Raw genomic sequence first — 23062 nt, 5'->3', positions numbered from 1 at the left:
CGAGCGTATCGAGACCCGTCGTCAGCGGCGCGGGAAGTCGGCCGGACGCGGGTCGAGCACGGGCGCGAGGGCCGCGAGACGGTCGGCCTCACGTCGTAGCGCGGTGAGGTCGCGCTCACGACGGATTGCCACGACCGCCGCCAGGAAGCGTTCGGGCGGCGCCTCGGGGCGCGGCTCGACGTAGGGCGCGACCTCGTCGGCGAGGGATGCCGCGACGCGAAGCCGGCTCGCGGGCATGAGGTGTGCCGCGTTGGCGAAGAACGCCGCGACGCGACGCGCCAGCGGGTCGGGGAGCCGCCCGATGTCGGCCGTCGACGCCCACGCGGTCAGCTCGGCGGGCACCCCGAACGTCTGGGTGTGCACCTTGGGCGCGCGCTCGATCTGCGCGTGCGTGCCCGCGAGGATGTCGCCGAGGCGCTTCGACGACGGGTTCAGGAAGCCCACGAGCACCGCGAGCCCGCCGAACGTGAGATATATCTCGAGGACGCCCGTCAGGGCGCGGACGAACGCGTGCCGGAATCCGATCGCGCCGCCGTCGTCACGGACGACGCGCAGGCCCATCACGAGCTTGCCGAGCGAGCGGCCGTGAGTCGCGGTCTCGACCGCGGTGGGCACGATGACGAGCACCGTGACCGTGCTCGTGATCAGGATCGCGCGCGTCGCGGCCTCGTCGACCTGAAGTCCGGCGAGCGCGAGCGCGATCCCGAGCAGCAGCAGGAGGCTCACGATCACGTCGATGGCGGTGCCGCCCGCACGGATCACCGCGCTCGCCGGTCGGACGTCGAGCGCGACCGCCTCGCCGGTGATCAGCGGGTCGTCGGCGGAGCGGGTGACGGGCCGGTCAGCGGACATGGCTAGTATTCAAGCAGATGGACCTCGACGCCCTCGCCACCGCCCGCCACGACGACTGGCAGCGACTCGACGCGCTTGCGCGCGCATCCGGGCGCCTGTCGGGTCCCGAGGCCGACGAGCTCATCGAGCGGTATCAGGCCGGGGCATCCGATCTCTCGCTCATGCAGACGACCGCCGGTTCGACCGCGCTCGGCGACCGGCTCTCGATCACGCTCGCGAAGGCGAGGCTGCGGTTCACGGGAGCCCCGCGCAATCCGCTCGGCCAGTTCACGCATTTCGTCGTGTCGTCGCTGCCGGCTGCGCTGTACCGCGTCCGCTGGCTGACGCTCGCCGTGACGGTGGTCACGTTCGCCGTGTCGGCGCTCGTGGCCTGGTGGCTCGCCGCCGACCCGCGGGCGCTGGCGAACGTGGGCACCGAGGCCGAGCTGCAGCAGCTCGCCGACGAGGGGTTCGTGGCGTACTACTCCGAGAACCCTGCTGCGTCGTTCGCGGGCTCCGTCTGGACCAACAACGCGTGGATCGCCGCGCAATGCATCGCGTTCGGCATCACGGGCGTGTGGGTGCCGTACGTGATCCTGCAGAACGCGATGAACCTCGGCACGACCGGTGCCGTCATGGTCGCGTACGACGAGGTCGACACGTTCTTCCTGCACCTCGCGCCGCACGGCCTCCTCGAGCTCACGTGCGTGTTCGTCGCGGCGGCCGCGGGCTTGCGCATCTTCTGGTCGTGGGTCGCGCCGGGTCGCCGTACCCGCAGCGACGCGCTCGCCGAGGACGCGCGTGCGCTCTTCAGCGTCGCGATCGGTCTGGCCTTCTTCCTGTTCGTCTCAGGGATCATCGAGGCGTTCGTCACCCCGGCCCCGTGGCCCTGGCCGGTCAAGATCGGCATCGGCGTGCTCGCCCTCGCGGGCTTCCTCGCGTACATGCTCGTGCTGGGTCGCCGCGCCCGTCTCGCGGGTGAGTCGGGCGACCTCACCGAGTCCGAGGCCGGCGCGCGGCGCATCGTCGCGGGCTGACCGTCGGGCCGCGCACCGCTGACGTCTCCCGCTCAGAGGCGACCGGCGGCCTTGAGGTCGAGGTAGCGGTCGGCCAGCGCCGGAGGAAGCTCGGCCGGAGGTGCGCTCACGACCTCGGCGCCGAGCCGCCGGATCGCGGCCGCGACGCCCTCGGCCTCGAGCAGGCCGCGTTCGGCGGCCGCGGCGCCGTAGACCTCATCGAGATCCGAACGCCGCCTCGCGGCGGCGACCGCGTCGGGATCGAGCACGGATGCCACGACGACGGTGTGGTTCGCGGTGAGCTGGGGCAGCACCGCGAGGAGACCGCGCGCGCTGCCGGGGGAGTCGGCCGAAGTGAGCAGCACGACGAGCGCGCGATGACTCGTGAGCGCGCGGACCTGTGCGGGCACGGCCGCCCAGTCCGCCTCGATGAGCTCGGGGTCGATGGTGGCCATCGCATCGACCATTCCGGCCAGCAGCGGCGCGCCCGAGGTCCCGTGCACCCGGCCGCGCACGCGGCGATCCCAGGCGAGGAAGTCGACACGGTCGCCCGCGTAGGACGCGACGGCCGCGAGCAGCAGCGAGGCCTCGAACGCGGTGTCGATCCGTGGCTCGTCGGCGATGCGCGCGGCCGATGTACGCGACGTGTCGGCGACGATCACGATGCGCCGGTCGCGTTCGGGACGCCAGGTCCGCACCATCAGCTTCGACGCCCCCGGCGACTCCGGGTCGGGGTGCCGTGCGGTCGCGCGCCAGTCGATCGAGCGCACGTCGTCGCCGCGCACGTACTCGCGGATCGAGTCGAACTCGGTGCCCTGTCCTCGGACGAGGAGCGGTGTGCGCCCGTCGAGCTCCCGCAGCCGCGTGATGCGCGCGGGAAGGTGCACGCGCGAGTGGAACGGCGGCAGCACGCGCAGCCGCGCGGGCGCCGCGAGCGTGGCCTGTCGCGACCAGAGGCCGAGCGGTCCGGCCGACCGGACCGTCACGTCGTCGACCCGCCGGTCGCCGCGTCGCCATGGCACGAGACGGAGCGTCAGCCGGCGTCGTTCGCCCGGTGGGATGCTGAGGCGGCCCCGGCCGTCTCCGATCACCCCGGCAGACGGCTGCCATGCGTCGCGGACGGTGGCGCGGAGCATCCGTGGCCCGAGGTTCCTGACGAACAGCACCGCCTCCACGGGCTCGCCGAGCCGGACCCGATCCGGCAGCTCGCGCTCGAACGCGACCTCCCGCGGCGATGCCGCGAGCGAGAGGTCGACCGCCCCCAGCCCGGCCGCGATGAACAGCCAGGCCGCGAGCGCGAGCCACCCCGCCGACGCGTCGGCGAGCCCGGCGACCACCACCGGGACGACGCCCAGCGCGAGGAGCCACACGAATCGGGCCGAGACCGCCATATCAGAGCGGGACCTGCACCTGCTGCACGATCCCGCGCAGCACCTGGTCGACCGAGACGCCCTCGAGCTCGGCCTCCGGCCGCAGCTGCACGCGATGGCGCCACACCGGTAGCAGCATGGCCTGCACGTGGTCGGGCGTCAGCGACTCGTAGCTCGTGAGCCAGGCCCACGACTTCGCCGCCGTGAGCAGACCCGCGACGCCGCGCGGGCTCACGCCCAGCCTGAGCGACGGGCTGACCCGGGTGGACCTGGCCAGGTCGACGAGATAGCCGAGCACGTCGTCGCTCACGCCCACCCGCTGTGCCGCCGCGCGGGCGCGCGCGAGCTCACCGGCCCCCAGCACGGGTTCGACGCCGGCCGCGGCGAGATCGTGCGGGTCGAACCCGTCGGCGTGCCGTCGCAGCATCGACACCTCGGCGGTGCGTTCGGGGACCTCGAGCAGCAGCTTCAGGAGGAACCGGTCGAGCTGCGCCTCGGGCAGCGCATACGTGCCCTCGTACTCGATCGGGTTCTGCGTGGCCGCCACGAGGAACGGCTCGGGGAGGGGGCGGGTGACGCCGTCGGCCGACACCTGCCGTTCCTCCATCGCCTCGAGCAAAGCCGACTGCGTCTTCGGGGGCGTGCGGTTGATCTCGTCGGCGAGCAGGATGTTCGTGAACACCGGGCCCTCACGGAACGCGAAGTCACCGCTGCGGGGGTCATAGGCGAGCGATCCGGTGACGTCACCCGGCATGAGGTCGGGTGTGAACTGCACGCGCCGCGTCTCGAGCCTGAGGGTGCGACTGAGGGTGCGCACCAGGAGCGTCTTCGCCACGCCGGGGACGCCCTCGAGCAGGACGTGGCCGTGCGACAGCAGCGCGATGATCAGCCCGGTGACGGCGCCGTCCTGGCCGACGACCGCCTTGCCCACCTCGGCGCGCACCCGCTGCAGCGCGGCGCGCAGCTCGTCGTCGGTCGGGGTCGTTTCGGTCATGATCGCCTTCCTGTCGGGGAGTCGGGTGGATCGGTGCGAGGCCGGTCGGTGCGGGCGGAGCCCGGTCGGATGGCGTCGCGGACGCGCTGCTCGAACGCGCCGAGCGCGACTGCGAGATCGACGAGCGCGCGGTCCGTGGCCGGTTCCGCGTCGAGCAGCAGCCGGCGAATCGCGCCGGCCTCCTCGCCGGTGGCCGCGGCGGCTGCCCCCGCCACTTCCGCCGCCGTGGCAGAGCTCGGGAGTCTGAGCGTCCGGCGGAGCCGGCCGATCGCTCCGATGCGGAGCTGATCGAGCGCGTGGGTCCGCGACGAGGCTGCCGCGTACAGGCGGGCGCGTCCGTCGTCGGTCTCACCCGCGCGTACCTCGACCGGGAGGTCTTCGACGACGAGCCGGCCGAGCCGGCGCCCGCGCCACACGCCCGCCGCGATCGTCACGACCACCGCGAGCACGAGGAACGGGCTCACCCATCCGGGGGTGAGCTCGGCCAGCGACGGCCCGGCCGAGTCGGCGTCGGCGGGGCCGGGGAGGTACCACACGAGCGTCGGCCGGGCGCCGGCGAGGCCGAGCGCCAGTGCGGCGTTGCCGGACTCGTCGATGCTGCCGTTCGCGAAGACGGTGGAGGCGCCGACGATGGCGAGCTCAGCGCCCTGCTCCGTCGAACCCGAGACCAGCGCGAACGCGTCACCGTCGCCGAAGCACCCGGTCCAGCCGCGCGCGGCGGCGTCGTCGTCGATCGTGAGCAGCCGCTGTCGGTCGGAGAGCCCGCCCGCCCGGGTCGCGACGGGCAGGTCGCAGGCGGCGTCGTCGATCGGTCCGGATGCGGCGCCCGCATGCCGGACCCCGGGCGCGAGCGTTCGGAGTGCCGAGAAGTCGGGCTCCACGACGACGAGGCCTTCGGCGGTTCCGGCGAGCTCGTCGAGGGCGTCCTCGCCGAGGAGCGCGGTGTCGTCGTAGACGAGCACGGTCGCGCCGGGCGCGGCGTCGAGGGCGCGTTCGAGGCTGCGCGCCTCGATGACGTCGACGCCCTGCCCGCGCAGCACCTCGACGACCGCCTTCGCCCCGGCCGGCGAGGGATCGGCCGGTCCGAGCGGTTGCCTGCCGACACCGCCGAAGCCGCGGACGGCGATGAGCGCGGCGCCGCCGAGGACGAGTACGACGGCGAGGACGATCCAGATCCGCCGGCGGCGCAGGCCCGCGCGGAGCGTCGGCGTCCGGGCGGGTGCGGAGCTCGGCGGACCCGGTCGCTGGTGCGTGGCCGTGGGCGCGCTCACGATGCCGCCTCCGTCGTCGCGTGCGACTCGTGCGCAGGGGCGGGCGAGGTCGCGTCCAGCTCGTCGTCGAGGGCGTCGAGCTCACGCACCTCGTCGAGCGAGCCGGGCCGGCCGAGATAGCGCACGGCGTCGAACGTGCCGGCGGCGGCCTCGAGGCGCCCGCCGCCGGCCGGGAACGCCGCCGCCGCAGCTCGGGCGAAGCCGTGCGCGGTGGTCCCGGGATGCACGCTCACGAGCTCGCGGTCGACGAGGGCCCGCACGATCGCCCGGAACCGCTCCTCGATCGCGACGTCGAACCGTCCGTCGGCCGCGGCGGCTCGCGCCGCGCGCCTGAGCTCGTCGAGGCTGCGGGTGTCGCCGTCGTCGAACAGCGGAACGAGCGCCGCGCGCCGGCGCCGGCGCCGCGGCAGGCCGAACACGAGGAGCCCGACGATCACGAGTGCGACGACCACGAGCACCACGATCAGCGCGAGCACCGGGCCCGGGAGGCCGTCGCTGCCGCTCAGGAGCGCGAGGAGCCAGTCGCGTACGGCTTGCGCGGCGAGATCGAACGCGGTCGGCTCGGCCTCGCGGTACTCGGGCCGTGACAACTCGTCGAGCAGCCACCGGCGCGCCTCGGGCGCGTCGGGGATGACCGGGACGTCAGCGGCGTGCACGGGCTACGACTGCGGCCAGGCCGGGGGCGCCTGGGGCGCGGCGGGTGCGGTGGCGCCGGGAGCGCCCGCCTGCTGCGGCACGTTCGCGTACGGATCGCCGACCGGCCGCCCGGCCTCGCGTGCCTCGACGTGACGTTGCAGCTCGAGGTCCAGCCCCTCTTTGCGCATGCGCAGGTCGATCGTGATCACCGCGATGAGCGCCGCCTGCACCACCGAGGCGATGGCGCCGATGACGAGCGACAGGAGGAAGGTGATCGCCGTGGTCACGATCGTGATCGCGATCGCGGCTCCGGTGCCGGTCGGGTCGATCACGACTGCGAGCAGCGATCCCACGAGCGAGACGGGTTGCACGACCACCTGCGCGGCGACGCTCAGCATGAGCCCCACGAGGAGCAGTGTGCCGAGCGTGCGCCAGAAGTACCCGTCGGTGAGTCGCCAGGAACGTCGGACGGCGGTGCCGATGCCGGCGTGCTCGAGCACGATCACGCTCGGCACCAGTGCGAGCTTCGTCCCGAGCCAGGCCGCGAGCACGGCGACGCCGAGCGCGGCGGCGAAAACCAGGAGGATGGTGATCACGATGCTCAACGGATCGCCGATCACGATCGCGACGATGATCGCCGCGAACGCGAGGCCGACGACCAGCATCACCGCGACCGCGACGAGTGCGGTCCAGCCGATCAGCGGCCAGATGCGCCGAGCCGCCCGGCGCCACAGCGCGCCGAAGCCGAGACGGTCGCCCAGGGTGCCCGAGGCGACGTCGACGACCATGACGCCCTGCAGGAACGCGCTCGCGACGATCGACACCGCGATCGGGACGAGCGTCGAGAGCAGCAGGATGGAGATCGAGCCGGTCGCGACGGCGTCGAGCTCGTCGCGGGGCGCCTGCGCGATCCGCGTGGTGACGAACAGCGTGACCGGGATGATCACGCCTGCCGCGATCAGCGCCGAGGCCAGCTGCACCACGAGCCCGCTGCCGAAGGTCGCCGCGGGGTTGCGTCGCAGGGTCCGGAACGGCGCCCACAGCAGTGTGCCGAAGCTGAGCGGCCGGAGCGGGATGAGACCGGGTTTCGGCGGCGGCGCCCAGCCGCCCGGTGGCGTGCGACCGCCAGGCGGCGTGCTGCCGCCCGGGTAGCCCCCGGGATACGGTGAGCCCACGGGCGGGGCGGGCTGGGGCTGGTCCCAGGCCGGTGGCGGTGGCGGCGTCGCGCCGCGCGCGGTCCAGCCGGAGTCGTCGCCCGCGCCGTTCTGGGCCTGCCAAGCTCGATCGGACACGCGCCGTCAACTCCTTCCGCCGGTCCTGCCATGCTTTCACATCCCGTCGGCGTGAGGCATCCGCATTCACAGGCCCGGCCTGCCGGGGAATCCACGGCCGGAGCGGCTACGCTGGGACGAATGGCACGAGCCGCGAAGCTTGCGGCGCGGGCGACCGGCACCACGAGCGGGAACGAACCGATGACTTCACGCGTACTCGTCGTCGACGACGACACGGCCCTCGCCGAGATGATCGGCATCGTGCTGCGCACCGAAGGCTTCGAGCCCGCGTTCTGCGCCGACGGCGCGGGAGCGGTTCAGGCGTTCCGCGACAGCAAGCCCGATCTCGTGCTGCTCGACCTCATGCTCCCGGGCATGGACGGCATCGAGGTGTGCAGCCGGATCCGCGCCGAGTCGGGCACGCCGATCATCATGCTGACCGCGAAGACCGACACCGCCGACGTCGTGCGCGGGCTCGAGTCCGGCGCCGACGACTACATGGTGAAGCCCTTCAACCCGAAGGAGCTGGTCGCGCGTATCCGAACCAGGCTGCGTCCGGCGCCTGAGCCGGTCGTCGAGACGATCGCGATCGGCGACCTCGTGATCGACGCGGCGGGCCACGAGGTCCGGCGCGGGTCCGAGCGCATCAGCCTCACCCCGCTCGAGTTCGACCTGCTGCTGGCGCTCGCCTCCAAACCGCAGCAGGTGTTCACCCGCGAGATGTTGCTCGAGCAGGTCTGGGGCTACCACTACAAGGCCGATACCCGGCTCGTGAACGTGCACGTGCAGCGACTGCGCGCCAAGGTCGAGCACGACCCCGACAATCCCCGCATCGTGCAGACCGTCCGCGGCGTCGGCTACCGGGCGGGCACGACCACCTAGGCGGGCGGATGACCGACGAAGCTCCCGCGGTGCCCCCGGGCGGAGCCTGGCGGGCGATCCGGCAACGCGGCGCCGCCGTGACCGGCCGGATCGGCGCGCTGTGGCGGCATTCCCTCCAGTTCCGCACGGTGCTGATCACGATCGGCCTGTCGGGGCTCGCGATCCTCGTGATCGGGCTGTACATCACGTTCAGCATCGCCTCGAACCTGTTCGAGTCGCAGCGCGACCGCGCGCTCGACTCGTCGAACAGCGCCGCCGCGGCCGCGCAGACCCTGCTCGAGTCCTCGGCGGCGGCCGACCGCGGCGCGCTGCAGTCGGTCCTCGACCAGGCGGTGCGCACGGTGCAGACGGTCTCGGGCAGTTCGGCGATCGCCGTGCTCCGCTCGCCCGACCAGGAGGTCAGCAGCATCGCGCCGCAGGACCGCATCACGCCGGCCCTCACCGGACTGATCAGCGACGAGTTGCGGGCGAGCGTGCAGGAGAACCCCGACGGCCAGTTCTGGCAGTCGGTCTCGCTGGGTGACGAGGAGGAGGTCGACCCCGGGGTCGTCGTGGGCACCGATCTCGCCGTGCCGGGGGCCGGCCGGTACGAGCTCTACATCGGGTACAGCTTCGCCAGCGCCGAGCAGACGCTCGCGTTCATGGAGGCCACGGGCATCATCGGCGCCATCGCGCTGCTCGTGCTGCTCGGCGCGATCACCCTCCTGGTCGTGCGCTGGGTCATCGAGCCGGTGCGCACGGTCGCGGCCACGAGCCGGCGCCTCGCGGCCGGCGACCTGGGCGTCCGCATGCCCGAGAAGGGCGAGGACGAGCTCGCGACGCTGGCGGCGTCCTTCAACGGCATGGCCGACACCCTGCAGGCCCGCATCCGGGAGCTCGCCGAGCTCTCGGTCATGCAGCAGCGCTTCGTGTCGGATGTCTCGCACGAGCTACGCACACCGCTCACCACCATCCGGCTCGCGGGAGACGTGCTCTACGGGCAGCGCGACGAGTTCCCGGCGCCGACCTCGCGCACGGTCGAGCTCCTGCACACGCAGACCGAGCGGTTCGAGCGCCTGCTCGCCGACCTGCTCGAGATCAGCCGGTACGACGCGGGCTCGGTCGAGCTCGCGACCGAGCCGACGAATCTCGTGCATCTCGCGGGCGATGCCATCGAGTCGATGCACGACCTCGCGCTCGAGCACGGCAGCGAGCTCCGGCTGGTGGCGCCCGGCGGATATCTCGACGCCGACGTCGATCCCCGCCGCGTCCGCCGCATCGTGCGCAACCTGCTGGGGAACGCGATCGAGCACGGTGAGGGCCGGCCGATCGTGGTCTCGGTGGACAGCGACGAGAGCGCGGTCGCGCTGAGCGTGCGCGACTACGGTCTCGGCATGACCGAGGAGGATGCGGCTCGGGTGTTCGACCGATTCTGGCGGGCCGACCCGAGCCGGACCCGGACGATCGGCGGCACGGGCCTCGGGCTGGCGATCTCGCTCGAGGACGCCGTCGCGCACGGCGGGCGCCTCGACGTCTGGTCGCGGCCCGACGCTGGGACCGTGTTCCGGCTCACGCTGCCACGCCGAGCGGGTGCGCCGCTGGGGGAGTCGCCGCTGCCGCTCGAGCCCGACGACCCCGACGCGAGCGGCCCGGCCGATCCGGTCTCGTCGCCCGACACCCGTTCGCTGGAGGTCCGTGATGCGTAGAACGCTCGCCGGGGCATCCGCCGCCCTCGTGGCCGCCCTGCTCGCCGGCTGCGCCGGCATCCCGAGCTCGGGTTCCGTGCACGCGGGCCGCCAGCAGGCGCCCGCGGACTCGCTCGAGCTGGAGCTGCTCGCCTCCGGACCGCAGGCCGGCGCCGACCAGGCGGCCATCCTCCGCGGGTTCATCGACGCCGCGACCGACGCCCGAAACAACTATCAGGTGGCCAGGGACTTCCTCACGCCCGCGTTCGCCGACGAATGGCGGCCGGATCAGGGGGCGACCATCGACGTGCTCGCCGACCGCGAGTTCCGGACGATCGACGCCGCGAGCATGCGCGTCGACGTCGTGCCCACGGCATCGCTCGGCCCGAACGGCGAGTACCAGCTCGCGGCCTCGCAGACGCCGATCCCGCTCACCTACGACTTCGAACAGGTCGACGGTCAGTGGCGTATCTCGAACGCGCCACCCGGAATCCTGATCGAGTCGTCGAACTTCACGCGCGTGTTCCGGTCGCACACCCTCATCTTCCTCGACCCCACCGAGCAGTACGCCGTGCCCGACGTGCGCTGGTTCGCGGGACGCGAGGTGGTGCAGACCAAGGTCGTCCGCGCGCTGCTCGCGGGTCCCGTCGAGTGGCTCCGCCCCGGTGTCGTCTCCGCATTCCCCGAGGAGGCGCGGCTCGAGGCGGACGCGGTCCCCGTGTCGGGCGGGGTCGCGACGGTCGATCTGGCCGGGGTCTCGGCCGAGGCCCCCCGCGACGTCCAGCTCATGAACTATCAGCTGAAGACGAGTCTGCAGGGGGTGCGGAGCGTCTCCGACGTCGAGCTCTCGCTGAACGACGCGATCCAGAACGTGCCCGATCTCGCGGTCGAGCCGGTGGTGAACCCGCGCGTGTCATCGCGGCCGGTGGTCTTCGACGGCGCGGCGCTCGGCCATCTGCCCGCCGGCGGCGACCAGGTCATCCCGCTCGCGGGGATCTCGCCCCAGGCGGTCGCGCTCGCGCCGACCGGTGCGGCGATCGGGCCGGGCGGCGACGAGGTTGCGGTGCGGAACGCCGAGGGCGTGTCACGCATCCGCGCGGGTGAGGACCCGGTCCCGCTCGACCCCAGGGACGGGCTGATCGTCCCGGCCATTGACGCCTACGGAGCGGTGTGGTCGGTTCCCGGCGAGCGACCCGATGAGCTCATCGTCGTCCCGGCTGAGGGGGCCACCGTCCAGCTCGCCGTGCCCTGGATCGGGACCTCGATCGCCGCCCTCGAAGTGTCCCGCGACGGGACACGGGTGATCGCGATGCTCGCGGAGGGCGCGCGCACGCGGTTCCTCGTCACCGCGGTCGAGCGCGACGAAGCCGGCACGCCCGTCGCCCTCGGCCCCGAGATGCTCGAGCTCGCCCACGTCGACGGCACGCCGCTCGACGCCACCTGGCTCGACGACCACACCGTGGCATCGCTCACGGCCACCGCGCAGGGCACGCAGGTGATCACGCAGACGGTCGGCGGACTCGACACCCCCCGCGCGGGACCCGAAGACGGGGTGCAGATCCTGGGCGGCAACAGCATGCGCGACCTCCGGGTCCGCACCGCGGAGGGCAACCTCGACACGCAGAGCGGCCTGGGCTGGCAGGTGCAGGCGTCGGGGATCCGGTTCGTCTCGGTGCAGATGCCCGAGTCGCCGATGCGGTGACGCGGTGACGCACGGCGATCGACCCGTCCTCCACAGCGCGCCGACTCGGCGCCCGTCTCCCACGATGCGCACCGCCCGCCCACGGCGGGCGGTGGGAGCGGCGACCATACAGGGATGCCGCCGCTCATCACGCGCCACTCGCCGCATCCCGAGCCGGGCCCGGTCCGCGGCCCGGTCCGGGGTGCGATCCGGGACGCGCTGGCCGTGCTCCTGCCCGTCACCTGCGCGGGCTGCGGACGGCCCGACCGGGCGGTGTGCGAGACGTGCGTGCGCGAGCTCGCCCCGGACGTCCGCCGCATCGATCGAGCCGGGGTCGAGGTGTGCGCGGCCCACGAGTACGGCGGCGCGGTGGCACGCACGATCGGCGCGTTCAAGGACGGCGGCCGCACGGATGCGGCCGGCGCGCTCGCGCACGCCCTGCTCGCCGCGGTGCGCGCGGCGCTCGCCGCGTCCGGCCCCGGGCCGCGGGTCGAGCTCTGCACGATCCCGGCGACGCCCGAGGCGCGCCGGGCGCGCGGGTACGACCCGGTGCCCCGGCTTCTCGCACGGGTGCGGCTCCGTCCGGCGCGCGAGCTCCGGATCGTCCGGCGGCGCGAGGATCAGGCCGCACTGGGCGTCGAGGCTCGCCGGCTCAACGCCGCCGGCTCGCTCGCGGCTCGTCGCGGCGACCTGCACGGCCGGCGGTTCGTGGTCGTCGACGACGTGCTGACCACGGGGGCGACCGTCGCGGAGGCGGTGCGCGCGCTGCGAGCGGGCGGCGCGGAGGTCGCCGGAGCGGCCGTCATAGCGGAAACCCCGCGTCGTTCGCCAGCCCCGGGCCAGGTTGCCCGGGTGCCGTGACATCTCACGACCCGCGGCGTACGGTGTCAGGACAGGCGTGGTCCGAGCCACCCTTCTTCAGACGGGTGACACGCCTGGCGGATGGAGGTCGTCATGGAACTGAACATCGTCGGACGCAGCCTGGGAATCACGGACCGATTCCGCGCCTATATCGAGGAGAAGGCGGAGAAGGTCACTCATCTCGCGGAGCGCGCGATCTCGCTCGACGTGCGCCTCACCAGGAACAGCGAGAAGAACGGCAACCCGGGTCCCGATCGCGTCGAGCTCACGCTCATCGGACGCGGTCCCGTCGTACGTGCCGAGGCCGAGGGCTCCGACAAGTACGCGGCGTTCGACGTCGCACTCGGCCGATTGCTCGAGCGCATCCGGCGGGCGAAGGACCGCCGGAAAGTCCATCGCGGCGGACAGCGCCGCCCCACCTCGCTCCGCGAGGCCGCGGACGACGGGTTCGCGGGCGTGGGTGTGCAGGCCGCGGGTGCCGACGTGCTCGAGGCGGTGCGCACCGGCAGCATCCCCGTCGTCGCGGAGCACCCCGAGGGCGGGTCCGACGAGGACGAGGCGTACAGCCCGGTCGTCATCCGGCGCAAGGTCTTCGCCGCGACGCCCATGAGCGTAGACGACGCGCTGTACTACATGGAGCTCGTCGGCCACGACTTCTACCTCTTCGTCGACGAGGAGAGCGGTCGGCCCAGCGTGGTATATCGGCGCAAGGGCTGGGACTACGGTCTGATCGGTCTCGACGACGACGCCGGCTCGGAGCAGACCGACGGCCTTCGGGAACGTCAAACGGTCGCGGTGTAGCGCATTCGGGCGGATCGGGTTCCGCCCGAGGCATCCGCTGACCGGATGCGACGATCGACCGGCGCGCTCTGCGGAGCGCGCCGGTCGGCGCATCTGGAGGTTCTTGTCAGGCCGCTGACCAGTAGCATGGCTACGATGACCGTCTTCCGGGCGGCATCCAGGCCTGCCCGGCCGCCCGAGCCGGCACGCCCGACCATGACAGGAGAGCATTCGTGGCTTCGATTCTGGAAAAAGTCCTCCGCGTCGGTGAGGGCCGAACCCTGAAGCGGCTCGAGAACTACGCCAAGGCCATCAACGCACTCGAGGACGACTTCCGCGACCTCAGCGACGACGAGCTGAAGCACGAGACCGTCGAGCTGCGCGAGCGATACGCGAACGGCGAGTCGCTCGACGACCTGCTTCCCGAGGCCTTTGCGGCGGTCCGCGAAGCGTCGCGGCGCACGCTCGGCCTCCGGCACTTCGACGTGCAGCTCATGGGTGGCGCGGCCCTGCACCTCGGCAACATCGCCGAGATGAAGACCGGTGAGGGCAAGACCCTCGTCGCGACGACGGCGGCGTATCTCAACGCGCTCACGAGCCGCGGCGTCCACGTCATCACGGTGAACGACTTCCTCGCGAGCTACCAGTCCGAGCTCATGGGGCGCGTGTTCCGCGCGCTCGGCATGACGACCGGATGCATCGTGGCCGGGCAGACCCCGGCCGAGCGCCGTGAGCAGTACGCGGCCGACATCACGTACGGCACCAACAACGAGTTCGGCTTCGACTACCTGCGCGACAACATGGCGTGGCAGGCCTCCGACATGGTGCAGCGCGGGCACTACTTCGCCATCGTCGACGAGGTCGACTCCATCCTCATCGACGAGGCGCGGACACCCCTCATCATCTCCGGGCCCGCATCGGGGGAGGCGAACCGCTGGTTCGCCGAGTTCGCTCGCCTCGCGCAGCGGCTCACGCCCGGGGAGGACTTCGAGGTCGACGAGAAGAAGCGCACCGTGGGCGTGCTCGAGCCCGGCATCGAGAAGGTCGAGGACTACCTCGGCATCGACAACCTGTACGAGTCGGCGAACACGCCGCTCATCTCGTTCCTCAACAACTCGATCAAGGCGCGGGCACTGTTCAAGCGCGACAAGGACTACGTCGTGATGAACGGCGAGGTCCTCATCGTCGACGAGCACACCGGGCGAATCCTCGCCGGCCGCCGGTACAACGAGGGCATCCACCAGGCGATCGAGGCGAAAGAAGGCGTGCAGGTCAAGGCCGAGAACCAGACGCTCGCCACCGTCACCCTGCAGAACTACTTCCGGCTCTACGAGAAGCTCTCCGGCATGACCGGTACCGCCGAGACCGAGGCGGCCGAGTTCATGTCGACCTACAAGCTCGGCGTCGTCCCGATTCCGACCAACAAGCCGATGGTCCGCATCGACCAGCCCGACCTCGTCTACAAGAACGAGGAGGCGAAGTTCGCCCAGGTCGTCGAAGACATCGTCGAGCGGCACCAGAAGGGTCAGCCGGTGCTCGTCGGCACCACGAGCGTCGAGAAGAGCGAGTACCTCTCGCGGCTCCTCGCCAAGAAGGGCGTCCGGCACGAGGTGCTGAACGCCAAGAACCACGCTCGCGAGGCGGCGATCGTCGCGCAGGCCGGCCGGCTCGGCGCGGTGACGGTCGCGACGAACATGGCCGGTCGAGGCACCGACGTCATGCTCGGCGGCAACGCCGAGTTCATGGCCGTGCAGCGCATGCACGAGAAGGGGCTGTCTCCGGTCGACACCCCCGACCAGTACGAGGCCGAATGGGACGGCGTCTTTGCCGAGCTCAAGGACGAGGTCGCCACCGAGGCCGAGAAGGTGCTCGCGGCCGGCGGCCTGTACGTCCTCGGGACGGAGCGGCACGAGTCTCGACGCATCGACAACCAGCTGCGAGGCCGCTCCGGCCGTCAGGGCGACCCCGGTGAGAGCCGGTTCTACCTGTCGCTGACCGACGACCTCATGCGCCTGTTCAACGCGGGTGCGGCCGAGAGCCTCATGGCCCGCGGCGTGCCCGACGACGTCGCCATCGAGTCGAAGGTCGTGACCAGGGCCATCCGTTCGGCGCAGTCGCAGGTCGAGGCGCGCAACGCCGAGATCCGCAAGAACGTCCTCAAGTACGACGACGTGCTGAACCGCCAGCGCGAGGCGATCTACTCCGACCGGCGGCACATCCTCGAGGGTGACGACCTGCATGACCGCACCCAGCGCTTCCTCGACGACGTCATCGACGAGGTGCTCGACCAGCACACCGCAGAGGGCAACCCCGACGAGTGGGACTTCGACGCGCTCTGGACCGAGCTGAAGACGCTGTACCCGATCAACATCACGATCGACGAGGTGCTCGCCGAGGCCGGCGACAAGGGCAAGGTCGATCGCGAGTTCATCCGGCGCGAGATCGTGTCGGACGCGCACCTGGCCTACGAACGCCGTGAGGAACAGCTCGGCAGCCCGGCCATGCGTGAGCTCGAGCGACGCGTCGTGCTGTCGGTGATCGATCGTCGCTGGCGCGACCACCTCTACGAGATGGACTACCTCAAGGACGGGATCGGCCTTCGGGCCATGGCGCAGCGCGACCCGCTGGTCGAGTACCAGCGCGAGGGTTATGCGATGTTCCAGCAGATGATGGGCTCCATCCGCGAGGAGACCGTCGGGTTCCTGTTCAACCTCGAGGTCGAGGTGGCCGCGCAGGGCACCGAGGGCGCGAAGATCGAGGCCAAGGGCCTCGGCCGTCCCGAGACGCCCGCCGCGAAGCTCAGCTACACCGCGCCGAGCGACTCGGGCGGGGTCGAGGTCCGGAATCAGCGGGGCCAGGTGCAGCAGGCCGCGACCGAGCGCGCCCGGCGCGCCGTCGCAGAGTCGCAGAGCCAGCCCGCAGCGCCGGCTCAGCGCGGTGCGTTCGGTCAGGTGACGGATGCCCCGGCGGAGGAGCAGCCGCAGAACCGCGCCCAGCGCCGGGCGCAGGGGCGCCGCTGACGCGGCTCGGGCACACGACGACGGCGACGCGAGCGGGCGGCGACGCGCGGAGACGTAGACGCGCGGAGATGTAGACGGCGACGCTAGAGGACGGCGATGACGCTCGCGCGCCATCGTGTGTCGAAGCCCTCCAGCCGGATCGCGACCGATCGGACGCGGTGCCGCTGGTGCACGATGATGACGGCTTCGACGATGCCGTCGGCGGGCTCGCAGCGGTGGATGCGCCCCACCGAGAAGACGGGCCGCTGCGCGCTCACGCCGCGCGCACGGCGAGAGCGTGCAGCGAGGATGACGCGCTTCTGCAAGCGCCGGTACACGTCGTCGGTGACCCACCGTGCCAGCTGCTCGAGCTCGCGTGCTCCCGCGAGCGCCTCGATGGCGCAGTACGTGAGATTGCGCAGCAGCGGCTCGGGATCGGGCAGCTCGCGCGTGGTCGTTCGCTGCGGGGCGAAGAAATCGTCGTCGTCTTCGTTGCGGAGTCGCGCGCTGCGCGATCCGTGCTGTGCCGAGGTGGCGGCCGCTGAGGCAGGCATATGGCGGGCTCCTGTCGCCGTCGAGGGGATGGAAACGGGCAGGCGCCCGCAAGACCACCCCCGGAACGGGAGGATCGCCCGGGTGTCTCGAGAGGGAACGCTACGTGCGGGGCTTTTCGCTGTCAAGGATATCCAGTAGGCCTGTGGACAATACACAGGATCCTGGGCGACATATCGATAGCGTCGCACGCATGCGGTGGGATCTGCTCTTCGACGATCTCGCCTCGCAGCTCGATCTCGAGCAGCGGGCCGAGGAGCGTGCGCTCGCGCTCGAGGAGGAGCGGCTTCGGCTCAGCCGGCTCGGGCTTCGCGAACGCCTCCAGGCGCTCAGCGCCACGCTCGGTGAAGGCGGCGGCATCCGCGTGCATCTCCGCGGCGGCACGGTGGTCAGCGTCCGGCCGGCGGCGTTCGGGCGGGATTGGCTCAGCGCCGACCTCGTGGAACGCGCACCGGCTCGCAGCTGCATCCTGCCGTTGTCCTCGGTCGCCGCGGTCGTCCCGGACCGAACGCAGATCGCCGAACCCGGCATCGACGACTCGGCCGGGCCGGCGTCGCCCGGCCTCGTCGACCGCATCTCGCTCTCGTTCGTGCTGCGGGACCTCTGCCGGAGGCGCACGGCGATCACGGTGACGACCGAGGACGGCGATCTGCACGGCACGCTGGACCGGGTCGCGCGCGACCACATCGACCTCGCGTTGCACGAGCCGGGCGTGCCCAGGCGCGAGCAGAACCTGCAGGGCTATCGGATCGTGCCGTTCGAGCGCCTCCGGCTGATCACGTTCCGTTGAGGTGGGGGCGTCAGTCGACCGGACGCAGCCGCGGTGGGGGACTGCCGGCTGCGGAGAGGTCGAGCACGGTGGCGAACTCGCCCTCCTGCCACTGCGCGTGCCGGCGTGTGTCCTCGTAGCGGTCCTGGATCCAGAGCTGCAGCTGAGTCAGCTCGACGCGCCACGGACCTGTGTCGCCGACGCGGATGGCGGGCAGCTCGCCGGAACGGATCAGACCATCGACCGTGGTGACTTCGACCGAAAGCAGTTCAGCGGCCTCGGCCACCGTGAGGAAACGGCCGAGATCGCTCGAACCAGGAATGGTCATGCGTCGATTATCGTCGCTGCCTCTGTGCGGACCCGCCGATGTGGATAACTTGCCGCCCTCGCTCCCGCGACCCGTCACGATGGGTGCACCGAGCGCTGGCAGAACGGAGACCGCGGCATGGCACGAGCGTCCACAGGTGAGCGCGTCCGTCGTCGTCTCGATCCGCGCCTCGCGATCGGTCTCGTCCTCGTCGTCGGCTCCACCGCCGGCGTCTGGGTGCTGGTGACGGGGCTCGACTCGGGTTCCGAGGTCTACGCCGTCCGCGCGACCGTCACACCCGGCCACCGGCTCGACGCCTCCGACCTGGTCCGGCGGTCCGTGCGGCTCGGCGGCACGCTCGAGCGCTACGTGACCCCGGGCTCGGTCCCGGGCGAGGGCGTGGTCGTGACCCGCACCATCCAGGAGGGCGAGCTCGTACCCTGGTCCGCGGTCGCGCCGGAAGACGCCGCCGACGTCGCGACCGTCGTGGTCACCACGCGCGGGGCGCTCCCGAAGGGACTCGGGCCCGGATCGCTCGTCGACGTCTGGAGTGCGCCGGCGACCGAGGGCGGCGATCACGGAGCGCCGGCGGTGCTGATCGCGGGAGCCGAGATCGCCGCCGTCGTCACCGCCGACGGTCTGCTCGCCAGCGATCACGCCGCCGTCGAGCTCAGCGTGACGCACGACCAGGTGGGGCCCGTGCTCACTGCGCTCGCGGCCGGCGATGAGCTCGACCTCATCGCTGCGCGGCTCGAGGAGGCCGAACGTCCCCCCGCCGCCCCGCCCGAGGCCGTCGGCTAATGGCCCGGCTGATCGTCGCCCTCGACGTCAGCACCGAGGACCGAGTGCTCGCCGACCTCGTCGAAGCCGGCCACCAGGTGCTCGCGCGCGTGGTGGGCTGGCGCGACGTGCTCGAGCGGCTGGACGAGGGTGCACCGGACGTGGTCATCGTCGGAGCCGGGCGCGGCACGCTCAGCGCCGAACTGCTCGATGGCTGCGACCGGCGCGGCATCCGGCTCATCGCCCTCGCGGCCGACGACCGCGACCGTGCCCTGACCACACGCCTCGGGCTGCACGAGGTGCTCGACGCGGACGTCGACTGGCGCGAGCTCGAGCGGCTCGTCCGGGGCGGCCTGCCGGCGCCGCCACGACGCGGTGCGGGCGGCGCGGAGCCCGCGAGCGGCCAGGCGCCGGCGGGCGGCGACCGCGGTCGCGCAGCCTCCGTACGTCTGGTGTCCGTCTGGGGCCCCGCGGGCGCGCCCGGGCGTACGACGCTCGCGATCAACTTCGCGGCCGAGCTCGCCGCGACCGGTCGAAACGTCGCGCTCGTCGACGCCGACCCGTACGGCGGTGCCGTGGCCACCGCGCTCGGACTGCTCGACGAGGCACCGGGTTTCGCCGCAGCGTGCCGGCTGGCCGCGTCGGGGGCGCTCGACCGCGCCGAGCTCGAACGCGTCGCCAGGCGGTACTCCTCGTCGCGTGGCTCGTTCGACGTGTTCACGGGGCTCGTCGGCCCGAGCCGGTGGCCCGAGCTCGGCGCCGATCGGGTCTCCGCGGCGCTCACCGAGATCCGTGCCCGGTTCGACGTGGTGGTCGTCGACACCGGGTTCAGCCTTGAGCGGGACGAGGCGCTCACGAGCGACCAGTTCGCGCCGCGCCGCAATGCCGCGACCTTCAGCGCCCTCGGCCTCGCCGATCGCGTCGTCGCGGTGGGGCTCGCCGACCCGATCGGGCTCTCCCGACTCGTCCGAGGGTACGCCGAGCTCGCGGAGCACGTGGAGACCGAGCGCGTCGAGGTCGTCGTGAACCGGGTGCGCAGCGGAACTCTCGGCATCGACGCGCACGTGCAGATCCGGCACACTCTGCGTCGCTTCGCGGGCATCGGCGACGTCACGCTCCTCGCGGACGAACCGCGCGCAGCCGATGCGGCGATCCGCATCGCGAAGACGCTCCGCGATGCGGCGCCTCGCTCGACGCTGCGTGCCTCGATCCGCGACTTCGCCGCCCAGCGCCTGACTGCGCGCGAGGCCGCCTCGCGGCGTCGCGCCGGGCTCGGCCGGTCGCGCGCGCCGCGCGGGTCAGCGCGGTGAGGCAGCGGCACTACGCTGGATCCGTGTCGACCCTCAGTGAACTCGTCCTCGCCCAGGGCCGCAGCAGTCAGGCCGATGTCGACTGGCTGCACATGCTCGTCGGCGATCTGCAGCTGCTCGCCGATCTCGCCTTCGCCGACGTCGTCCTGTGGGTGCCTTCGGCCGAGGACGACTTCGTCGCGGTCGCGCATGCGCGGCCGTCCAGCGCGGCCACCCTGTTCTACCGCGACTTCGTCGGTCAGGCCATCAAGGCGCAGTGGCGCGACCTCGTCGTCGAGGCGTACGACACCGCGCGCATCGTCGACTCGTCGTCGCCCGACTGGTACGAGGAGATGCCGACCCGCATGCGCGCGGTGCCCGTCATGCGCCGCCTCACGACGACCGGCACGCAGCTCGCCCCCGAGCCCGTCGCGGTGATCACCCGGCACACGAACCTCGGGGCGACGCGCACGCCGAGCCGCCAGGAGCTCACGTTCAACGATTGCGCGACCGAGCTCTTCCAGATGATCGCGTCGGGCGACTTCCCCGACCTGGGTGCGCCCACGGGCCCCCGGCGAGGGGCGCCGCGCGCGTCGGACGGGCTGATCCGCCTCGACGTGGACGGCGTCACGACGTTCGCGAGTCCGAACGCGCTCTCGGCCTTCAATCGCATGGGCTTCGACGACGAGCTCGAAGGGCAGACGCTCGCCGGCGTGACGACCCGGATCCTGAGCGGGAAGCTCGTCGTCGACGAGTCGCTGCCACTCGTGGTCACCGGGCGTGCGCCGTGGCGCACCGATGTGGAGTCCCGCGGCGTCACCGTCTCGCTCAGGACCATCCCGATCCGGCACCGTGGCGAGCGCATCGGGGCGATCGTCCTGACCCGCGACGTCACCGAGCTCCGGCATCAGGAGCAGGAGCTCATCACCAAGGACGCGACGATCCGTGAGATCCACCATCGCGTGAAGAACAACCTGCAGACGGTCGCGTCGCTGTTGCGCATCCAGGCCCGGCGGACGCACTCCGACGAGGCGCGCGAGGCGCTCACCCAGGCCATGCGCCGGGTCGGTGCGATCGCGGTCGTGCACGACACGCTCTCGGAGGGGCTGACGCAGAACGTCGACTTCGACGAGGTGTTCGACCGCGCCCTGCTGCTCGTCGCCGAGGTGGCGGCCGCACACAACACGACCGCACATCCGAAGAAGACGGGCACGTTCGGGGTGCTGCCGAGCGAGTACGCGACGCCGCTCGCGCTCGCACTCACCGAGCTCGTGACGAACGCGGTCGAGCACGGACTCGCCGGCCAAGAAGGCGTGGTCACGGTGAACGCGTCGAGATCCGATCAGATGCTGACGGTCGAGGTCCGCGACACCGGGTCCGGGCTGCCCGAGGGCAAGGTCGGGGAGGGGCTCGGCACGCAGATCGTGCGCACGCTCATCCAGGGCGAGCTCGGCGGCACGATCGACTGGCACACGATCGTCGGGAGCGGGACCGAGGTGACGATCGAGATCCCGCTTCGGTGGATCACGGGCTGACGCGCGGCCGCCGAAAAGCGGTTGCGCCTCGCGCTGACCCGCCGAACGCGGCGGGAGCGAGCGGGTGCGGGGCGTGCGGCGAGGTTCGCGGGACGCCCCGCTCGGTGCTCAGGACGCGCGGCGGGCGCGAGCGGCGCGGCGCTTGAGCGCGCGGCGCTCGTCTTCGCTGAGGCCACCCCAGACGCCCGAGTCCTGACCGGTCTCGAGGGCGTACTGCAGGCAGATCTCGGTGACGGTGCACCGGGCGCAGACGGCCTTCGCCTTCTCGATCTGGTCGACGGCCGGACCCGTGTTCCCGACCGGGAAGAAGAGTTCGGGGTCGGCCGTGAGGCAGGCGGCCTTGTCGCGCCAATCCATGCAGATGCTCCTTGCTTACTTCGTTTCGCAGACCCGGGCACACCGACCCGGGCACGCGCACGTGCCACCCCGATTCCGGGGTGCTGCGGGGGAAAGCCGAATCTCGGGAAGTAGGATCAGGAACTGATCGGCTCACGTCCCTGTGAGCATCAATTCGGCCTCATAAATGTTGGCATAGCGCGGAAGGCGAATCAATAGTCGTGCATGGGATATCGCTGTGAATGCGGCTCCGGAATCCAGTCCTGAGCGTCGATCGGCGGGGCCGAGGGCGGCGCTCGGCGTCGTGCGAGCACTGCTGGTCCTCGAGGCTGCCGGCATGGTCGCGGTCACCGGCTGGCTGATCGTCGACCTGTTCGTGCTCCGACCGTCGTCCTACGCGACGGCCATCGCACTGATCGTGGTCGTGGCGCTCGGCGCGATCTGGGCGGCCGCGAACGCGGTGGGCGCGATCCGGCTCGCCGGATGGTCGCGCGGGTCGTCGATCGTGTGGCAGCTGCTGCAGCTGTCCATCGCCGTCGGGGCGTTCCAGGGCCTCTTCGCCCGTCCGGATGTCGGGTGGCTACTGCTCGTGCCGGCGATCGTGGTCATCGGGCTGCTGCTCTGGCCGCCGGTGCGGCAGGCCTACTCGCACGACGGCCGGCAGACGGCCACGTCGTGAGGCTGCCGGCCGGCCGTCTGCCGACCGGCCGACCGTCTGCCGGCCGGCTCGGCGTGGCCTGAGCTCAGTCGAGTCCGAGCTCTCGGCGCAGGCGCGCGACGTGTCCCGTCGCCTTGACGTTGTACATGGCCTTCTCGATCCGGCCGCTCTCGTCGATGATGAACGTCGAGCGGATCGAGCCGACGACGATCTTGCCGTAGAGCGACTTCTCGCCCCAGACCCCGTACTCCTGCTGCACGGCGAGGTCGGGGTCGGAGAGCAGCGTGAACGTCAGCCGGTCGCGCTCGGCGAATCGCTGCAGCTTGTCGACGTCGTCCTTCGATACGCCGAGCACCCGCACGCCCGCCGCCGCGAACGAGTTCAGGTTGTCGCGGAAGTCGCACGCCTCGGTCGTGCACCCCGGGGTCATGGCCTCGGGGTAGAAGTACAGGACGACTTTCGACCCGCGGAGGTCCGACAGCGTCACGGACGAGCCGTGCTGGTCGGAGAGGGTGAAGTCGGGGGCGAGGTCGCCGGTGGCGAGTCGAGCTTCGGTCATGCCTCCATGCTAGGCAGTGCG

At 72.0% G+C, this 23062-nt stretch carries 22 protein-coding genes; 12 read left to right on the top strand and 10 right to left on the bottom strand.

Annotated elements, in window-relative coordinates:
- Positions 1-21 precede the first annotated feature (21 nt).
- Positions 22-852, bottom strand: coding sequence for an RDD family protein (locus tag RH864_RS08355; protein ID WP_310517082.1), 831 nt, complete (start codon positions 850-852; stop codon positions 22-24).
- A 17-nt stretch (positions 853-869) separates the two neighbouring features.
- Here RH864_RS08355 and RH864_RS08350 point away from each other — a divergent pair, with 17 nt between their 5' ends.
- Positions 870-1868, top strand: a complete 999-nt coding sequence (locus RH864_RS08350; RefSeq protein WP_310517081.1) for a stage II sporulation protein M — start codon at positions 870-872, stop codon at positions 1866-1868.
- A gap of 32 nt (positions 1869-1900) precedes the next feature.
- On the opposite strand, the gene RH864_RS08345 is transcribed toward RH864_RS08350, so the two are convergent.
- The 5 genes from RH864_RS08345 to RH864_RS08325 are packed head-to-tail and all read right to left on the bottom strand — an operon-like array spanning position 1901 to position 7410.
- Positions 1901-3238 (bottom strand): DUF58 domain-containing protein, encoded by a 1338-nt coding sequence (locus RH864_RS08345; RefSeq protein WP_310517080.1) that lies wholly within the window; start codon positions 3236-3238, stop codon positions 1901-1903.
- 1 nt (position 3239) lies between these two features.
- Positions 3240-4211 (bottom strand): AAA family ATPase, encoded by a 972-nt coding sequence (locus RH864_RS08340; protein WP_310517079.1) that lies wholly within the window; start codon positions 4209-4211, stop codon positions 3240-3242.
- The gene (locus RH864_RS08335) at positions 4208-5482 is read right to left on the bottom strand and encodes a DUF4350 domain-containing protein (protein WP_310517078.1); all 1275 of its coding nucleotides are present in this window, start codon (positions 5480-5482) and stop codon (positions 4208-4210) included. The genes RH864_RS08340 and RH864_RS08335 overlap by 4 nt, the downstream gene beginning before the upstream one ends.
- Positions 5479-6138 carry a DUF4129 domain-containing protein gene (locus tag RH864_RS08330; protein ID WP_310517077.1) on the bottom strand — a complete coding sequence of 220 codons (660 nt, stop codon included), beginning with the start codon at positions 6136-6138 and terminating at the stop codon, positions 5479-5481. The genes RH864_RS08335 and RH864_RS08330 overlap by 4 nt, the downstream gene beginning before the upstream one ends.
- A 3-nt stretch (positions 6139-6141) precedes the next feature.
- The gene (locus RH864_RS08325; protein WP_310517076.1) at positions 6142-7410 is read right to left on the bottom strand and encodes a hypothetical protein; all 1269 of its coding nucleotides are present in this window, start codon (positions 7408-7410) and stop codon (positions 6142-6144) included.
- A 180-nt stretch (positions 7411-7590) separates the two neighbouring features.
- On the opposite strand from RH864_RS08325, the gene mtrA reads away from it, so the two are divergent.
- The 6 genes from mtrA to secA all read left to right on the top strand — a co-directional run bounded on the left by mtrA (position 7591) and on the right by secA (position 16277).
- Positions 7591-8271: an MtrAB system response regulator MtrA gene (mtrA, locus tag RH864_RS08320; RefSeq protein ID WP_310517075.1), complete on the top strand. Its 681-nt coding sequence runs from the start codon at positions 7591-7593 to the stop codon at positions 8269-8271.
- A gap of 8 nt (positions 8272-8279) precedes the next feature.
- The gene (mtrB, locus tag RH864_RS08315) at positions 8280-9956 is read left to right on the top strand and encodes an MtrAB system histidine kinase MtrB (RefSeq protein WP_310517074.1); all 1677 of its coding nucleotides are present in this window, start codon (positions 8280-8282) and stop codon (positions 9954-9956) included.
- Positions 9949-11637, top strand: a complete 1689-nt coding sequence (locus tag RH864_RS08310) for an LpqB family beta-propeller domain-containing protein (protein WP_310517073.1) — start codon at positions 9949-9951, stop codon at positions 11635-11637. The genes mtrB and RH864_RS08310 overlap by 8 nt, the downstream gene beginning before the upstream one ends.
- Positions 11638-11751: 114 nt before the next feature.
- Positions 11752-12477 carry a ComF family protein gene (locus tag RH864_RS08305; protein WP_310517072.1) on the top strand — a complete coding sequence of 242 codons (726 nt, stop codon included), beginning with the start codon at positions 11752-11754 and terminating at the stop codon, positions 12475-12477.
- Positions 12478-12570: 93 nt separating this feature from the next.
- Complete coding sequence (hpf, locus tag RH864_RS08300; RefSeq protein ID WP_310517071.1) at positions 12571-13278, top strand: ribosome hibernation-promoting factor, HPF/YfiA family; 708 nt, start codon at positions 12571-12573, stop codon at positions 13276-13278.
- Positions 13279-13490: 212 nt separating this feature from the next.
- Positions 13491-16277, top strand: coding sequence for a preprotein translocase subunit SecA (gene secA / locus RH864_RS08295; protein WP_310517070.1), 2787 nt, complete (start codon positions 13491-13493; stop codon positions 16275-16277).
- An 83-nt stretch (positions 16278-16360) separates the two neighbouring features.
- Here secA and RH864_RS08290 read toward each other — a convergent pair whose 3' ends face one another.
- Positions 16361-16810, bottom strand: coding sequence for an Rv3235 family protein (locus RH864_RS08290; protein WP_310517069.1), 450 nt, complete (start codon positions 16808-16810; stop codon positions 16361-16363).
- 191 nt (positions 16811-17001) lie between these two features.
- On the opposite strand from RH864_RS08290, the gene RH864_RS08285 reads away from it, so the two are divergent.
- Entirely contained in the window at positions 17002-17598 is a 597-nt protein-coding gene (locus tag RH864_RS08285) for a hypothetical protein (RefSeq protein ID WP_310517068.1), read from the top strand.
- 10 nt (positions 17599-17608) lie between these two features.
- On the opposite strand, the gene RH864_RS08280 is transcribed toward RH864_RS08285, so the two are convergent.
- On the bottom strand, positions 17609-17905 hold the full coding sequence (locus RH864_RS08280; protein ID WP_310517067.1) for a helix-turn-helix domain-containing protein: 297 nt from the start codon (positions 17903-17905) through the stop codon (positions 17609-17611).
- A 117-nt stretch (positions 17906-18022) separates the two neighbouring features.
- Here RH864_RS08280 and RH864_RS08275 point away from each other — a divergent pair, with 117 nt between their 5' ends.
- Genes RH864_RS08275 through RH864_RS08265 form a run of 3 tightly spaced genes read left to right on the top strand, consistent with a single transcriptional unit; the run spans position 18023 to position 21488 of the window.
- The gene (locus RH864_RS08275; RefSeq protein WP_310517066.1) at positions 18023-18685 is read left to right on the top strand and encodes a hypothetical protein; all 663 of its coding nucleotides are present in this window, start codon (positions 18023-18025) and stop codon (positions 18683-18685) included.
- Positions 18685-19974: an AAA family ATPase gene (locus RH864_RS08270; protein WP_310517065.1), complete on the top strand. Its 1290-nt coding sequence runs from the start codon at positions 18685-18687 to the stop codon at positions 19972-19974. The genes RH864_RS08275 and RH864_RS08270 overlap by 1 nt, the downstream gene beginning before the upstream one ends.
- 23 nt (positions 19975-19997) lie before the next feature.
- Positions 19998-21488 (top strand): sensor histidine kinase, encoded by a 1491-nt coding sequence (locus tag RH864_RS08265; protein ID WP_310517064.1) that lies wholly within the window; start codon positions 19998-20000, stop codon positions 21486-21488.
- A gap of 108 nt (positions 21489-21596) precedes the next feature.
- Here the strand turns inward: RH864_RS08265 and RH864_RS08260 are convergent, their stop codons facing one another.
- The gene (locus RH864_RS08260) at positions 21597-21845 is read right to left on the bottom strand and encodes a WhiB family transcriptional regulator (RefSeq protein ID WP_056730333.1); all 249 of its coding nucleotides are present in this window, start codon (positions 21843-21845) and stop codon (positions 21597-21599) included.
- Positions 21846-22161: 316 nt separating this feature from the next.
- Here RH864_RS08260 and RH864_RS08255 point away from each other — a divergent pair, with 316 nt between their 5' ends.
- Positions 22162-22503, top strand: a complete 342-nt coding sequence (locus tag RH864_RS08255) for a hypothetical protein (protein WP_310517063.1) — start codon at positions 22162-22164, stop codon at positions 22501-22503.
- Between the two features lie 64 nt (positions 22504-22567).
- On the opposite strand, the gene bcp is transcribed toward RH864_RS08255, so the two are convergent.
- Complete coding sequence (bcp, locus tag RH864_RS08250) at positions 22568-23041, bottom strand: thioredoxin-dependent thiol peroxidase (protein WP_310517062.1); 474 nt, start codon at positions 23039-23041, stop codon at positions 22568-22570.
- Between the last annotated feature and the right edge of the window lie 21 nt (positions 23042-23062).

Origin of the sequence: Agromyces aerolatus (assembly GCF_031432255.1) — a bacterium.
GTDB lineage: Bacteria > Actinomycetota > Actinomycetes > Actinomycetales > Microbacteriaceae > Agromyces.
This window is presented reverse-complemented; position numbering and strand designations above follow the sequence as displayed.